The organism is Paenibacillus sp. FSL E2-0201, assembly GCF_037963325.1.
Taxonomy (GTDB): domain Bacteria; phylum Bacillota; class Bacilli; order Paenibacillales; family Paenibacillaceae; genus Paenibacillus_AQ.
In genome coordinates this window covers 4,024,779-4,039,978 of sequence record NZ_CP150154.1, presented here as the reverse complement: position 1 = coordinate 4,039,978, position 15,200 = coordinate 4,024,779, and the positions used below count along the sequence as shown (strand labels likewise).

Genomic DNA, 15,200 nt, shown 5'->3' with positions numbered 1-15,200 from the left:
CAGGGAGGTTCATTCCATGGCTGAAGATATTAAAGTGATAGTGTTCAAATTAGGCTCAGAGGAATACGGTATCGAAGTTGAGAAGGTACAGACTATTGAGCGTATGATGCCAATTACACGCGTACCTAAAACGTATTCTTTTATCAAAGGTGTAATTAATTTACGTGGAGTTGTTATTCCCGTGATTGACCTTCGGGGCCGCTTTGGGATTGAAGAGGCGGAGCACACGGATCAGACTCGTGTAATCATCGTATCTGTTAATGAAATGGAAGTAGGTTTCATTGTAGATTCAGCAAATGATGTAATAGATTTGAACAGAGATTCTATCGATACACCTCCAGATGTTGTTGGCGGCATCAAAGCAAAGTATTTAGATGGGGTGGCCAAGATAGGCGAAGAGCGCTTGCTGATCATGCTTAATCTGTCAGAAGTGCTTAACAAAGGCGAAATCGTTCAATTAGAAAGCCTAGAGGGCTAACCTGTGGAATTATTTAAGCACTATAAGGATTTCAAAATGGATGTGCTTAAGGAAGTCGGGAATATTGGAGCTGGAAATGCAGCCACCGCATTATCACAGCTTTTGAATAAGCCGATTGATATGGCAGTTCCCAAGGTACAGCTTCTCAACTTTGAAGAGATTACGGACAAAGTTGGTGGAGCTGAAGAATTTGTTTACGCAGTTTTCTTACGTGTAGAGGGTGAAGCTCCGGGCAACCTGTTCTTCATTCTTTCACCGGAAGCGGCTTTGAACTTACTTAGTCGCATCGCAGGTATCGAGATTTTGAGTGACCAAGAGCTTGGAGAAATGGAGCTTTCTGCGCTGAGTGAAATTGGCAATATTTTGGCCGGGTCGTACCTATCTTCTCTTGCAGACTTCACCTCACTTTCTATGTATCCAACAGTTCCTGCACTTGCTATGGATATGGCTGGAGCCATCCTAAGCTACGGTTTGCTGCAATTTGGGCAAATGGGCGACGATGCATTGTTGATCGATACTACCTTTTTTGAGGGGAAAAACGAAATTGAAGGGCAATTTTTCCTTATTCCCGATCCGGAATCATTCCCGAAAATCTTCAAATCGCTAGGAGTCCCGTTCGAAAATGATTGAAGAACAAAGCATCATTAAAGTAGGGATGGCAGATCTTAACATTGGAAGCCAGGATAGTTTGATTCGTACAACGGGTCTTGGCTCCTGCGTAGGATTGACATTGTTTGACCCTGGAAAAAAACTCGCAGGTATGGCGCATGTAATGCTCCCTACTTCTGAGATTGCTAGGGAAGGGCAATTAAACATCGCTAAGTTTGCAGATACTGCAGTGCCGGAGCTCTTATCCCGTTTGTTGGAACTTGGTGCGGTTCGAAGTCGGATCGTGGCCAAGATGGCAGGAGGATCACAAATGTTTGCCTTTGCCGGGGGGAGCGACACCATGAGGATCGGGCCTCGTAATGTTGAATCTTGTAAACTTGCTCTTGAGCTCTTGAAAATTCCATTAATTGCGGAAGACACGGGCGGTAATTATGGCCGTACGATAGAAATTGCCTGCAACACTGGTGTATTGTTCATCCGCAGTGTGCAAAAAGGCGCTAAGGAAATATAAATATGAAGATGATAGGAAACATTTTAATAAACTTGCTGTTTGGTTTGATAGGTTTTGTATTCACATTTTTTGTAACCTACAGTAATAATGTTCTCGGCACTAGTTTATTACGAAGCCTATTAGGATTTATCATATGGTTTCTGCTTGCATTCCTCCTAAGATGGGTATTGGGTTTTATTATGTATCAATCTTCACCTCCAGTTGAACAGGATGCTGACGGAGAAGAACTTGGTGCGAAACTAGACATCAGTACCCCTGATGAGGATGAAGAGTTAATCAACCTGCTCAAACCGAAGCCAGGACAAGGAAGCGGGAACAGTGAGGGGTTCAAGCCTCTTACACCCCCAAAACTAGTCTCTATGAAAGATCCTGAAGAATTGGCCAAGGCCGTTCGTCACCTGAAAGAAGAATAAGCGAGCGCTGTGGCGGAATCGGTTATCTTAAAATATAAGGATATATAAGCTTCCACTATACATTATCCTTATATTTCTCGCTTAAACGCTGCCGTCCATATGAGGACACCGAAGGCGTTTATGCTTGTGACAAGGCAGGTTTCGCCGCGACAAGCTCTCTGACTAAACTTTGGGAAGGGTGAAAGCTATTGAACGAGCGTAAAGCTTCTCAATTGGAAACTGACGAGCTATGGGAACAGTGGAAAGAACACAATAACCCTGAAGCCAAAAAGAAGCTGATAGAGAGTTACCTCCATATTGTTGATTATGTATCCAGCCGTTTGGCTGTGGGATTACCCAAGAATGTTTCTAAAGATGATCTAGCGAGCAATGGAGTAATGGGACTAATTGATGCGATTGAAAAATTCGACTACAAACGAGGATTACAGTTTCAGACATATGCTTCCTGGCGAGTACGGGGTGCAATTTTAGATTCCTTACGCCAAAGTGATTGGGTTCCTAGATCTGTGCGAGAAAAAGCTAAAAAAATCGAGGACGCTTATCAGCAACTGGAACAGAAGTATCTAAGATCCGTTAGTGATGAGGAAATGAGTCTATACCTGGATATAAGTGTAACAGAATTTCAAAATATGTTGCAGGATGTGGCTGTTATGTCACTATGTTCACTAGAAGACCCGATCCGTGAAGAGGAATCAGAGACCCGAATGTCCATACTGGTGGACGATAAAGCTAAGAATCCGGATAGCAAGGTAAATGAGTTCTACTTACGCGAAGCGCTCACCAAAGGTATTGAGAAATTAACGGTGAAAGAACGGACCGTCGTGTCCCTTTTATATTATGAAGATTTATCATTGAGCGAAATCGCAGAGGTCATGTCATTATCTCCTTCACGGATTTCGCAGCTTCATTCCAAGGCCATTTTACGGCTGAGGGGAACGCTTGAGAAAAATCGCGATCTACTTATGCAGAACGATTAACCGTTAGCGGTGACAAGGGGGAGCAAAATTGATCGGTCAAAATGCTTTGGATCAGTACTTAAGTATTACTTTTTCGGATGACAAAGGGATCGCGTATTTGCAGTTCTCCAAAAAAGATGAGAAATTTTCCTGCTCACCTACAGAATTGGAAAGCTTCCTGAACAGTCACAATATTCGCTACGGGATCCAGCGAGATGTTGTTGAACGTATTTGTAGTCATCCGGAGGAGTTTTTTTGGAGCAAAGTCGCTATTGCTACGGGTGAACCAGCAGTTAATGGAGTCGACGGAAGTATAATGCTCACTGTTGATCTGGAAGAGGATCGCAAGCCGCTTGAAAAAGCGGATGGTAAGGTAGATTATAAGGATTTAGTTCGGCTTCGTAACGTGCTCAAAGGAAAATTGATCGCTAGAATTATCCCTGCTCAGCCTGGTAAACATGGAAAGACTGTAACTGGGGATCAGCTTGCTTTCAGAGCTGGAAAGGAAGCTCATTTTAAAGTCGGAAAGAATGTACTTGTTGATAACAATGGAACATCGATGTATGCCGCAATTGACGGTCTTGTTACTTTAACCGATAGCGGTAAAATCAATGTTTTTCCTGTATATGAAGTGAATGGTGATGTGGATTACAGTACTGGGAACATAGATTTTGTAGGTACTGTTGTTATTCGAGGAAACGTACTTTCCGGCTTTTCTGTAAAGTCAGCTGGTGATATTCGTGTAGTTGGTGGAGTAGAAGGAGCAGAATTAATCTCTGGTGGATCCATTGAAATCACGGGTGGAATTATCGGCTATAACAAAGGACATGTAACCGCTGGGAAGAATGTAAAGGTCTCATTCATTCAAGATGGCAATGTTACCGCTGGTGAAGATGTCATTGTATCCCAGAGCATTATGCATTCCAATATACGTGCGGGCAGGGATGTGCTTTGTAACGGTGCTAAGGGTTTAATCGTAGGCGGAACTGTTCAGTCCGGGGAAAGAGTTGTGGCACGCACAATAGGCAATACCATGTCCACAGCGACTGCGATTGAGGTAGGTGTAGTGCCTGAACTCAGAAATGAGATTAATGAATTACGTCAATCGCTACGACAGTTGCTTGAAAATGAGGACAAAACTTCTAAAGCGCTGTATCTCTTAAATCAACTGGCAACCAACGGTCAACTACCTGCGGATAAAGTGGCGCTTCGTGTTAAATTGAATGCTACTAAACAATCTCATCAACGTGAGGAAAAAAGAATTAAAGAACGCGTGCTGGAGATTGAAAGAATGCTGGAAGATACAGGTAGAGCTAGAGTTGAAGTGATCAAGACAATCTATGGTGGATCCAAGATTATGATCGGCAGATATACCCGATTTGTAAAGGACCCTACCGAACGAGTTGTGTTTGCCTATAGTGAAGGTGATATTTCCTTAACGCCATACAATTAATTAGGCGGGCAGCATTAGCGGCCGGCCATTCTTGAAATTTAAGAAAGTATAGGTTTCACGTTATACATTATCCTTATATTTTTACGAGAAATGGTTATCGTCTCTAAAAGACGACAACATCGTTTCTTCTTATGAGAAGAGGGTTATGATGAGCCTAAAACCAGTGGAACTGCAAATTGCGCTACCTCGGACTACGGAGGCGGGGAAGATTCAGAATGAATCTCAGCAGCGCCCCGCGATTGATCAGCATCAACTGGCCGGACAAAATGTGAAACAAAGCCAGGAAATGACCATGCGAAGCTCTGAAGTGGATGAATCCTCTGAATCCGCTTTGCGTGATGGCGGAGATAAAGGCAATCATCATTCCGGAGGGAATCCATCCTCTGAGAAACGTTCGAAACCAGGAACTCGTGATGCGGAACATCCTTACAAAGGACAACGCATTGATCTGAGTCTTTAATCAGTAATTATAAATTATATTTGATTTGTAAAAAGGAGATAAGGCACTTGCAACCATGGGTGTATATTGTGCTAGTAGGTGTCGCCGCTATTCTTTATGCCCTTCTACTTCCAGCACGTATGAAGGAAGGAAAAGCCGAACAGCAGAGCCTCAAAGAAACGGAGGCTGCGCTTGAGCTATATATGGCTGACATAGAGCGCGAGAATGAAGAGCTTGTACAGTTAGTCAGCAGTATTAAGCAGCAATCTCAAACTAATCATAATGCAATGCAAGGGCAGATTAGCGATTTGCAGCTTCAATTAAAAGAATTGCAGCAAAGCTCTGTACTACTAGAAGGTCGGGTAACTGACGAAGAAAAACGGTTAAGAGAGTTGGAAGTTTCGGTTGAGAAGGGCTCGTATATTAAGGTTACGGCGAGCGGGGACCCGTCTGTCGGAGCTGAAATGAGTTCCAAACAATCCGAGGTGAAAGCAAAACCTATTAGTTCTATTAAATTGCGATATCCACGATTGTTTGAACTGCATGAGCAGGGGAAATCGATAGACTCCATTGCCAAGACGGCTGGACTTCAGCGGGGAGAAGTGCAACTGATTCTGCAACTCGCCAAACAGGAGGAATCGGTATGATGAAGAACCGTTCTTTTTTGTTTGGACTTGGCACAGGGCTAATAGCAGGAGCATTACTGCTTCAATTAATGATATCCGGCGGGGCAGCTCCACTGACCAAGGAACAAGTATTACAAGGAGCCGAGAAATTGAACTTGAAGGTTATCGACGCAGCTACTGAATCCCCTTCAGATGAGGCTTCTTTGGAAGAGGCTGATCAAGATCAGGAGAATGTCGGACTAACTGATGGAAGTCAGGAGAATGTGACACCTTCTGAGCCTGCAGTAGCGGCTTCTCCCGCTCCTGTAGTAACTCCTACAGTATCTGATAACCCCAATAAGGTTATCCCTCCACAAGAGCCATCAACGCCTAAAGAAGGTACTGTTGAGAAGCCAAGGGTCACTACAGCACCGTCTGCTGTTACACCTGTTGAGCCTAAAGTCACTGCGAATACAGGGGTATTTGTTCGTATACCTTCAGGAAGCACACTGACAAAAACAGCAGATATTTTGGAGAAGGCTGAGGTCATTAAGGATAAGGCTGATTTTCTTAAAGCCGCCAATCAACGCGGGATCAACAAGAAAATACAATCGGGTTCTTACAACTTTAATAAAGACGAGACTCTAGACTCTATATTAGAAAAATTAATTAGTTTTCAATGATCGTTGCATACACTAATAAAATATGGTATAGTAATTGACGGTGTTAAAACACACGCCGGTTGATTTCGACAAGGGGTGCTTTCTTCTGAAGAAAGTCTTGCTGAAAGATGACGCACGGCGGAGGAGACACACAATAAACCAAACTTAGGAGGTGTGTGAAGATGGCAGTAATCTCCATGAAACAGCTTCTAGAAGCTGGGGTACACTTCGGTCACCAGACTCGTCGTTGGAACCCAAAGATGGATCGTTATATCTTCACTGAAAGAAACGGAATTTACATTATTGACTTGCAAAAAACAGTCAAGAAGGTAGAAGAAGCTTACAACTTTGTAAAAAGCGTCGCTGGTGACAACGGCACAATCCTATTCGTAGGAACAAAGAAACAAGCACAAGATTCCGTAAAAGAAGAAGCAGAACGTTCAGGTATGTTCTTCATTAACCAACGTTGGTTGGGCGGAACTCTTACTAACTTCCAAACTATCCAAAAACGTATTGATCGTTTGAAGAAATTGGAATCTTGGGAAGAAGACGGTACTTTCGAAGTTCTACCTAAGAAAGAAGTTATCCTTCTTCGCAAAGAGAAAGATCGTCTTGAGAAATTCTTGGGCGGTATCAAGAACATGAAAGGTCTACCAAGCGCGTTGTTCATCATTGACCCGCGTAAAGAGCGTATTGCAGTAGCAGAAGCTCGCAAATTGGGTATTCCAATCGTAGCTATCGTTGATACTAACTGTGATCCTGACGAAATCGACTACGTAATTCCAGGTAACGACGACGCTATCCGCGCCGTGAAATTGTTGACTGGTAAAATGGCAGACGCTGTTGTTGAAGCTCACCAAGGCGAAGACACAACTACTGCTTAAGTAGCGACTAACACATACAAGAACTTAAATGAAAAGGGTGGTTGGCAGGTGGATAACCTCTCACTGCCCTTTTTTTAGGATAAAGGCCTTAAATAATGTAAGAAAACGACAATTACCTGGAGGGAATAAACAATGGCAGTTGATGCAAAAGCAGTAAAAGAACTTCGTGAAAGAACAGGCGCTGGTATGCTTGATTGTAAAAAAGCGCTTGAAGAAGCTAATAACGATATCACTAAAGCAGCAGAATTGCTTCGTGAAAAAGGTCTGTCCGCAGCAGCAAACAAAGCAGGACGTATTGCTACTGAAGGCGTTGTAGAATCTTACATCCACGCTGGCGGCCGTATTGGTGTACTTGTAGAAATCAACTGCGAAACTGACTTTGTTGGTAAAACAGATTCCTTTAAGGAATTTGCTCGCGATATCGCTATGCAAATCGCTGCAGCAAATCCGCGTTATGTTCGTCGTGAAGAAGTTCCACAAGAAGATGTAGAAAAAGAAAAAGAAATCCTGAAAGCTCAAGCTTTGAACGAAGGTAAGCCTGAGAAAATCATTGAAAAAATGGTTGAAGGACGTATTGGAAAATATTACGAAGAGTATTGCTTGCTTGAGCAAACCTTCGTTAAAGACCCTGACAAAACAATCTCCCAATTGCTGAACGAAAAAATCAGCACTATCGGAGAAAACATCTCGATCCGTCGTTTTGCTCGTTTTGAACTAGGCGAAGGTTTGGAAAAGAAAGTTGATAACTTTGTTGAAGAAGTTATGGCACAAGTTAATAATTAATAACAGCTTCATCATAAATGTGAAGAATTGAATAAAGGCAAGCATCAGAAGAGCGGAACACGTACACGTAGTGTTCCGTCTTTTGCAGAAAGTGAGGGTATACATTTGGAACAGCCGGTATTTAAGAGAGTAGTCCTTAAGGTAAGTGGAGAGTCTTTGGCAGGACAAAACGGATATGGTATTGATGCCGACATGATTATTTCCATCGCTGAACAGATCAAGGAAGTTGTTGAGCTTGGCGTTCAGGTTGCGATTGTTTGTGGCGGAGGTAACATTTGGCGTGGGATCGCCGGCAGCGCAAGCGGCATCGATCGCGCTACTGCAGATTATATGGGCATGCTGGCAACAGTAATGAATTCACTTGCTCTGCAGGATGCATTAGAGCAAATCGATGTACCTACTAGAGTGCAGACTTCGATCTCGATGCAGCAAATTGCTGAGCCGTACATTCGTCGTCGTGCGATTCGCCACTTGGAGAAGGGTCGCGTCGTTATTTTTGCAGCAGGCACAGGTAACCCGTTCTTCTCTACAGATACTACTGCAGCACTTAGAGCGGCAGAGATCGAAGCAGAAGTGATTCTGATGGCGAAGAATAAGGTTGATGGTGTATATTCAGCAGATCCGTTTAAAGACAGCACAGCCGAGAAATTTGAACAGCTCACTTACATGGATGTTCTGAACAAAAACCTTGGTGTTATGGATTCAACAGCATCATCTCTTTGCATGGATAATAATATACCGCTCATTGTATTTGCCATTACTGAACAAGGCAATATCAAACGTGTCGTTCTCGGTGAGAAGATCGGGACGATTGTTAAAGGGAGTGTAGATTAATGCCACAATCGGTCAAAAAAAATGCCGAAGAACGTATGGAAAAAGCGATTTCATCGCTGAAACGTGATTTGGCAACATTGCGTGCAGGACGCGCTACAACATCACTGCTGGATCGCATTCAAGTTGAATATTACGGTTCCCCTACCCCAATCAATCAGTTGGCGAATATCAGTACTCCGGATACCCGGACACTGTTAATCCAACCTTGGGACAAAACATCGATGTCTGACATTGAACGGGCGATCATGAAATCGGATATCGGTTTAACGCCTGCCAATGACGGTACAATTATTCGTCTTTCTATCCCACCGCTGACTGAAGAACGTCGGACGGATTTGGTGAAATTGACGAAGAAATTTGGTGAAGAAGCGAAAGTAGCGATCCGCAACATTCGCCGCGATGCTAACGATGATATCAAGAAGATGGAGAAAAACGGTATCTCAGAAGATGAGTCCCGTGGCCATCAGGAAGACATTCAAAAGACAACGGATAAGTTCATAGCCGAAGTCGACAAAGTGCTTGTATCCAAAGAAAAAGAGATTATGGAAGTATAAAGATATTCTAGAGACTTAAGGCCCCTCCGTTAATGGTGGGGTTTGTCTCTTTCTGATAAGAGCTTGGAGGAAACGGAAATGATCAAACGGGTTCAAGCGTGGCTGAGCCGTAAAGACAGGCAACAGCCAGTCGAGATTTCACCGGATAACATTCCCCGGCATGTGGCTGTTATTATGGACGGCAATGGGCGTTGGGCTAAGCGTCGCGGGTTGCCGCGCGTTGTGGGTCATCAGAATGGCATGAAGGCTGTTAAACGTGCTACAATCGCTGCAGACGAACTGGGTGTTGAGTTTTTGACGATGTATGCGTTCTCGACAGAAAATTGGAAACGACCAAAGGAAGAAGTCGATTATCTGATGCGCTTGCCAGTGGAGTTTCTAGCCATTGAGCTTGATGAGCTGATTGAGAAGAATGTCCAAGTACGTATGATGGGGGATACTGATGCATTGCCTTCATACACCCGTAAAGCTATGGAAGAAGCGATTTCCCGGACGCAGGGTAATACTGGACTTATATTGAATTTTGCTCTTAATTATGGGGGACGCAAAGAAATTGAGGATTGCATGCGCAGCATTGGTAAGGACATCCAATCAGGGGCCTTATCACCGGACGATATTACGACTGATCTAATCGATAGCCGGATGTTATCAGGTGGGTTACCAGATCCGGATTTGCTTATACGTACAAGCGGAGAAATGCGACTTAGCAATTTCATGCTATGGCAGCTTGCTTATTCTGAGCTGTGGTTTACTGATGTGTATTGGCCTGAGTTTGATAAGGAGCATTTGCATCAGGCAGTTGCTGAATATCAACGCCGTACACGCCGTTATGGTGGACTGAAGTAGCTTGATAGGAGATGGAAACCTTTGAAGCAGCGATTGATTACCGGAATTGTTGCCGGAGCACTATTTTTAGGCTTATGCGTATTAGGAAATTGGCCATATCAGTTGTTACTTACTGCCATGGCTTTTATCGGGTTGTATGAATTTGTGAAAATGATAGGGATACCTGCGCTTTCCGGTTCTACCGTTCTTGGTTATGCAGCCATCCTAAGTTTCATGATCCCTTGGAATTTACTAGGAGTCTCTGCGCCGTTTTCGTGGGAACAAGGAATTTGGATTCTGCTGCTGTTGTTCCTTTTAGTTACAGTTTTTACTAAAAATAAATTGGATATTCGAGTAACAGCCTTGCTGTTTACTGGTATAGTATACATTGGAATGGGTTTTTCTTATATGGCCATGGCTCGTGCATCGGATGACGGACATGGTTTGTTCTGGACTTTTTTGCTACTTTTCTGCATTTGGGGTAGTGATGCCGGGGCTTACTTTGTTGGGAAAAGCATGGGGAAAAACAAGCTTTGGCCTGCCATCAGTCCTAACAAAACGGTGGAAGGTGCAGTAGGTGGAGTGCTGATCTCGATGCTGATCGCTATCATTTTTGCAATATTTGCTCCTGAGCATTTAGCGATAGGACGAGCGCTTCTTATAGGGCTTTCTTGCGCAGTGATGGGTCAGCTTGGTGATCTTGTGCAATCAGCCTATAAACGTGCGTATGGTATCAAAGATTCTGGCACACTACTACCTGGTCACGGCGGTATTCTTGATCGATGTGACAGCTGGATTATCGTATTTCCATTCGTACATATCGTAACGCTAATGCCTTACTATTAACGGGAGGAGAGGGTATAACTATGAAAAAAATAAGTGTTCTTGGTTCCACCGGCTCTATCGGCACTCAGACTCTAGATGTCATCGCTATGCACCCGGACTCTTTTCAAGTAGATGGCTTGGCGGCTGGAACGAATACAGCATTATTGCTGGAACAAGTTCGCCTTTTTAAGCCACGTCGAGTTTCTGTTGCGACAAAAGAACTGGCAGATGAGATTAGATCCAGTCTGCCTGCTGGCATACAGCTATTCAGCGGAAATGAAGGCCTAGTTGAGGTAGCAGCGGGTGGAGACGCCGAAATGGTCGTAACGGCTGTTATGGGTAGCGTAGGCCTCCAATCCACATTAGCTGCTATCGAAGCAGGAAAACATATTGGACTAGCCAATAAAGAGACTTTGGTTACCGCAGGACATCTTGTCACTGAACTGGCTAATCGTAAGGGCGTTAAGTTGCTACCTATTGATAGTGAGCATTCCGCTATTTTTCAGTGTTTAAATGGTGAGAATCTTTCTGATATTGCGTGTATCACTTTAACAGCTTCTGGTGGATCTTTCCGAGATTTCACTCGTGATCAACTCAAAAATGTAACCGTAGAAGATGCACTTCGTCATCCGAATTGGAGCATGGGCGCGAAAATCACGATTGATTCTGCTACAATGGTGAATAAGGGGCTTGAGGTAATTGAAGCGCATTGGCTATTCGGTCTGCCTTATGAACAAGTAAATGTACTTTTGCATCCAGAGAGTATCATTCATTCTTATGTGGAGTTCCGCGATAGCAGCATTATTGCTCAGCTTGGGAATCCCGATATGCGTGTCCCAATTCAATATGCACTCACGTATCCCGAACGCTGGGAGTCACCGGCTCAGCGTTTATCGTTAGCTGAAATTGGGCGTTTGACTTTCCGAGAAATGGACTTTGAACGGTTCCCTGCACTTAAGCTAGCCATGGATTGTGGAAAAGCTGGAGGGACTGCAACTACTGCTTTTAATGCGGCAAATGAAATCGCTGTTGCTCGTTTCTTGAGCCATGAGATCCCATTTCTGCGCATTGAGGAGATCATTGGGGAAGTGCTGCATCGTCATGTTAACGAAGACCATCCGAATTTGGAACAAATTGAATTCTGTGATAAACGTGTTCGTGAGCTGGCAGCATCGCTGTAGAACGTAGGAAACTCTCTTGTTAAAAATATAAGAAAGTATAAGTTTCACTTTATACATTATCCTTATATTTCTCGCGTAAACGCGTACTGTCTCCTTAAGGGACGCCGATGGCGTTATTGCTTGACTGGAAATACTTACTTTGCCCTAAAAATAGGTTGGGACAGTTGATTCTCTTGTGCCTGATCGGAGAATAATGATAAATTAAGAGGACATACTTCGGTCTTACACCTAAAGGGGGATGATACGTTTGGAAATGGTTCAAGTCGTTTTATTAACGGTGCTCATGTTTTTTGTCCTGGTGACTGTACATGAATGGGGTCACTATTATTTTGCCAAACGCGCCGGTATTCTCGTGAGGGAATTTGCTATCGGTTTCGGTCCGAAACTGTTTTCTTATAAACGGAATGAGACACAGTTCACTCTGCGTTTACTGCCTTTTGGCGGTTATGCCCGGATGGCTGGTGAAGATCCAGAGATTATTGAAATTGGCTCAGGACAGACCATTGCGGTAAGACTCGGCCAGGATAACAAAGTGAAAAATATTTATCTGGACGCACTGGATACACGTAAAAATGTTATCCGTGGTGAGGCCCTGCATACCGATCTCGAAAATGATCTGCAAATCCGCTTGGATGTGGATGGCGAAGTTACTACTTATGACGTTCATCCGCAAGCGATGATGATTAAAGGAACGCAACAGACTCAGATTGCACCTAAAGATCGTCAATTCGGCAGCAAAACCGTGGGTCAGCGTGCATTGGCTATTGTTGCGGGTCCTGTAATGAACTTCCTGTTAGCTTTTGTTCTGTTTGCTATCCATTTGCAAATGGTTGGCATTCCGGTCGAGAATCCAACTTATGTTAAGATTGGCGACGTTTCTGCAGGAATGCCAGCTCAAGAGGCGGGATTGCAGAAGGGTGACATTATTGTCTCCATTAACGGTGAGAAGATTGGTGCCGATTACCAAAAAATGATTGATTTAACCTCGGAGTCCAAAGGGAAAGAAATGAAATGGACGCTGCAACGTGGTGATGAGACCCTTAACGTGACTCTCGTTCCTCGCAGTATGGAGGGACAAGAAGGCGGAAAAATTGGGATTACACCTGAGCTGCCTACCCGTAAAGCAGGGGTTGGTGAGACGTTGACAGGTTCAGGTAAAGCGATGGTCGATACGACTGAAGCTATCTTTCTGGGCTTTAAACAATTGATCAATAAATTCAATATGGATGATATTGGAGGTCCGGTACGAACCTTTGAAGTAACCGGTCAAATTGCTCAACAAGGCATTCAGTATCTTACCTATTGGGCTGCTATCCTAAGTCTATATCTGGGGATTTTTAACCTACTACCGATTCCGGCACTTGATGGAAGCCGTTTGGCGTTCCTAGGCGTGGAAGCTTTACGTGGTAAACCTGTAGATCCGAGTCGTGAAGGCATGGTTCACTTTGTTGGATTTGCACTGTTATTCTTATTAATGATTGCTGTTACGTATAATGATATATTACGTTTGATCAGCGGCTAATTTTCTTCGGGAGGCATTCCATTACATGGCAAAAGATAAGCAATTCGTTACGGAAATCACGCCGCAAAGCGAGGATTTCTCACGCTGGTATATTGATGTTATTAAAAAAGGAGACTTGATGGATTACTCTCCTGTCCGTGGCTGTATCGTATTTAAGCCAGAAGGCTATGAAATATGGGAGCATATTCAGGAGGAAATGAACCGTCGCCTCAAGGAAACTGGGCATCGTAATGCTTATTTTCCAGTGTTCATTCCAGAGAGTTTCTTTCAAAAGGAAAAGGATCATATTGAAGGCTTTAATCCCGAGCTGCCATGGGTAACTGAGGCTGGTGGTGACGTGCTTGAGGAACGTTTGGCAGTCCGTCCTACATCTGAAACCATGTTCGGGCATATGTATTCTAAATGGATCCAGTCCTATCGTGACCTTCCAGTTCTAATCAATCAATGGGCGAATGTGGTTCGTTGGGAGAAGCGTACTTTACCATTTATCCGTACTACTGAGTTTCTTTGGCAAGAAGGGCATACTGCGCATGAGAATGAAGCAGAAGCTCGTGAAGAAACTATGAAGATGCTGGATAACTACCGTGATTTTGCCGAGACTTTTCTTGCCATTCCGGTAATTACTGGACAGAAGACACCTTCCGAACGCTTTGCCGGTGCAGTAGATACGTATTCAATTGAAGCGATGATGAAAGATGGACGTGCTGTTCAGGCTGCTACCTCACATTACTTAGGTACCAAGTTTGCAACAGCTTTTGAAATCCAATATTTGAGTCGCGACAATAATCTGGAATATGTGCATACCACTTCATGGGGATCCACTACACGCTTGATTGGTTCGCTAATTATGGTGCATGGCGATGACCGTGGTCTTGTTCTGCCGCCTAAGGTAGCACCGACTCAAGTGATTATGATTCCTATTGGACCACCTAAAACTCGCGAAGCCGTGATTGGACGGACGGACGAGCTGTTCAAGGAGCTGAAGAACGCCGGCGTTCGTGTACGTGTGGACGACCGTTCAGATGTAACACCAGGCTGGAAGTTCAATGAATATGAAATGCGTGGTGTACCTGTTCGCTTGGAGCTTGGACCACGCGACATGGAGAATGGCGTTTGCGTTATAGTCTCACGTGTCACTGGTGAGAAGAAGATTATTCAGCAGGAGAACCTTGTTGAAGAGGTACAAGCAATGCTTGAGCAGGTTCATAATGAAATGTTCGAACGTGCACTGAAATTCCGCGAGGATCATTTCTATTCTGTTGATTCCTTGGAAGAAATGAAAGCTTCGATGGAAGAAAAACGCGGCTTTGCACTAGCTGGCTGGTGTGGTTCCGAAGAATGCGAGTCCAAAGTTAAGGAAGAGACAGGTGCGGGCAGCCGTAACATTCCTTTCGATCCGGCGGAGAAAAAGCAAGTCTGCATTTGCTGTGGTAAACCAGCTGAGCATACTGTAGTTTTTGCAAAGGCATATTAATCTTTTGGCACCGATTAACAGTCTTGTAGTATTTTAATCTAGCTTCTGGAGAGAGGAGTCAGCGGGCCGAAAGAACCCAATGCTTTTTGAATCCAGAAGCTTTTTAAAATATATGAATTTATAGGCTTACGCTATAAATTATCCTTCTATTTTTTACAGGAACCGTTATTGTCTTTAAAAGACGACAATGTC

Annotated in this window: 18 protein-coding genes; all 18 read left to right on the top strand. The window is 43.9% G+C overall.

Annotation, left to right across the window (positions count from 1 at the left end; translation table 11 throughout):
* Window positions 1-16: 16 nt before the first annotated feature.
* The 18 genes from NSU15_RS18310 to proS all read left to right on the top strand — a co-directional run bounded on the left by NSU15_RS18310 (window position 17) and on the right by proS (window position 15,008).
* Entirely contained in the window at window positions 17-478 is a 462-nt protein-coding gene (locus NSU15_RS18310) for a chemotaxis protein CheW (protein WP_042128895.1), read from the top strand.
* A gap of 3 nt (window positions 479-481) precedes the next feature.
* Window positions 482-1,108 carry a chemotaxis protein CheC gene (locus NSU15_RS18305; RefSeq protein ID WP_042128893.1) on the top strand — a complete coding sequence of 209 codons (627 nt, stop codon included), beginning with the start codon at window positions 482-484 and terminating at the stop codon, window positions 1,106-1,108.
* Complete coding sequence (locus NSU15_RS18300) at window positions 1,101-1,598, top strand: chemotaxis protein CheD (protein ID WP_042128892.1); 498 nt, start codon at window positions 1,101-1,103, stop codon at window positions 1,596-1,598. The genes NSU15_RS18305 and NSU15_RS18300 overlap by 8 nt, the downstream gene beginning before the upstream one ends.
* Before the next feature lie 2 nt (window positions 1,599-1,600).
* Window positions 1,601-2,011 carry a hypothetical protein gene (locus NSU15_RS18295; RefSeq protein ID WP_331281337.1) on the top strand — a complete coding sequence of 137 codons (411 nt, stop codon included), beginning with the start codon at window positions 1,601-1,603 and terminating at the stop codon, window positions 2,009-2,011.
* 188 nt (window positions 2,012-2,199) lie between these two features.
* The gene (locus NSU15_RS18290; RefSeq protein WP_042128890.1) at window positions 2,200-2,988 is read left to right on the top strand and encodes a FliA/WhiG family RNA polymerase sigma factor; all 789 of its coding nucleotides are present in this window, start codon (window positions 2,200-2,202) and stop codon (window positions 2,986-2,988) included.
* A 28-nt stretch (window positions 2,989-3,016) separates the two neighbouring features.
* Entirely contained in the window at window positions 3,017-4,420 is a 1,404-nt protein-coding gene (locus tag NSU15_RS18285; protein ID WP_042128888.1) for a FapA family protein, read from the top strand.
* A 145-nt stretch (window positions 4,421-4,565) separates the two neighbouring features.
* Window positions 4,566-4,880 carry a hypothetical protein gene (locus NSU15_RS18280; RefSeq protein WP_339287128.1) on the top strand — a complete coding sequence of 105 codons (315 nt, stop codon included), beginning with the start codon at window positions 4,566-4,568 and terminating at the stop codon, window positions 4,878-4,880.
* Between the two features lie 47 nt (window positions 4,881-4,927).
* Window positions 4,928-5,506, top strand: coding sequence for a hypothetical protein (locus NSU15_RS18275; RefSeq protein ID WP_076119565.1), 579 nt, complete (start codon window positions 4,928-4,930; stop codon window positions 5,504-5,506).
* A complete protein-coding gene (locus tag NSU15_RS18270; protein WP_339287126.1) occupies window positions 5,503-6,147 on the top strand; it encodes an endolytic transglycosylase MltG in 645 nt (214 codons plus the stop codon). Before NSU15_RS18275 ends, NSU15_RS18270 begins: the two co-directional genes overlap by 4 nt.
* A gap of 161 nt (window positions 6,148-6,308) precedes the next feature.
* Window positions 6,309-7,010, top strand: coding sequence for a 30S ribosomal protein S2 (rpsB, locus tag NSU15_RS18265; protein WP_036688493.1), 702 nt, complete (start codon window positions 6,309-6,311; stop codon window positions 7,008-7,010).
* A gap of 132 nt (window positions 7,011-7,142) precedes the next feature.
* Window positions 7,143-7,793, top strand: a complete 651-nt coding sequence (tsf, locus tag NSU15_RS18260) for a translation elongation factor Ts (protein WP_042128879.1) — start codon at window positions 7,143-7,145, stop codon at window positions 7,791-7,793.
* 105 nt (window positions 7,794-7,898) lie between these two features.
* Window positions 7,899-8,627, top strand: a complete 729-nt coding sequence (pyrH, locus tag NSU15_RS18255) for a UMP kinase (protein WP_036688491.1) — start codon at window positions 7,899-7,901, stop codon at window positions 8,625-8,627.
* Complete coding sequence (gene frr, locus NSU15_RS18250; RefSeq protein WP_042128876.1) at window positions 8,627-9,181, top strand: ribosome recycling factor; 555 nt, start codon at window positions 8,627-8,629, stop codon at window positions 9,179-9,181. The genes pyrH and frr overlap by 1 nt, the downstream gene beginning before the upstream one ends.
* Window positions 9,182-9,259: 78 nt before the next feature.
* The gene (locus NSU15_RS18245; RefSeq protein ID WP_339287123.1) at window positions 9,260-10,027 is read left to right on the top strand and encodes an isoprenyl transferase; all 768 of its coding nucleotides are present in this window, start codon (window positions 9,260-9,262) and stop codon (window positions 10,025-10,027) included.
* Window positions 10,028-10,048: 21 nt separating this feature from the next.
* Window positions 10,049-10,852, top strand: a complete 804-nt coding sequence (locus tag NSU15_RS18240; protein WP_042128872.1) for a phosphatidate cytidylyltransferase — start codon at window positions 10,049-10,051, stop codon at window positions 10,850-10,852.
* 20 nt (window positions 10,853-10,872) lie between these two features.
* Window positions 10,873-12,012 (top strand): 1-deoxy-D-xylulose-5-phosphate reductoisomerase, encoded by a 1,140-nt coding sequence (locus tag NSU15_RS18235; protein WP_339287121.1) that lies wholly within the window; start codon window positions 10,873-10,875, stop codon window positions 12,010-12,012.
* Window positions 12,013-12,259: 247 nt separating this feature from the next.
* Complete coding sequence (gene rseP, locus NSU15_RS18230; protein ID WP_076119569.1) at window positions 12,260-13,534, top strand: RIP metalloprotease RseP; 1,275 nt, start codon at window positions 12,260-12,262, stop codon at window positions 13,532-13,534.
* Between the two features lie 25 nt (window positions 13,535-13,559).
* Window positions 13,560-15,008: a proline--tRNA ligase gene (gene proS, locus NSU15_RS18225; protein WP_042128866.1), complete on the top strand. Its 1,449-nt coding sequence runs from the start codon at window positions 13,560-13,562 to the stop codon at window positions 15,006-15,008.
* The last annotated feature ends 192 nt before the right edge of the window (window positions 15,009-15,200 follow it).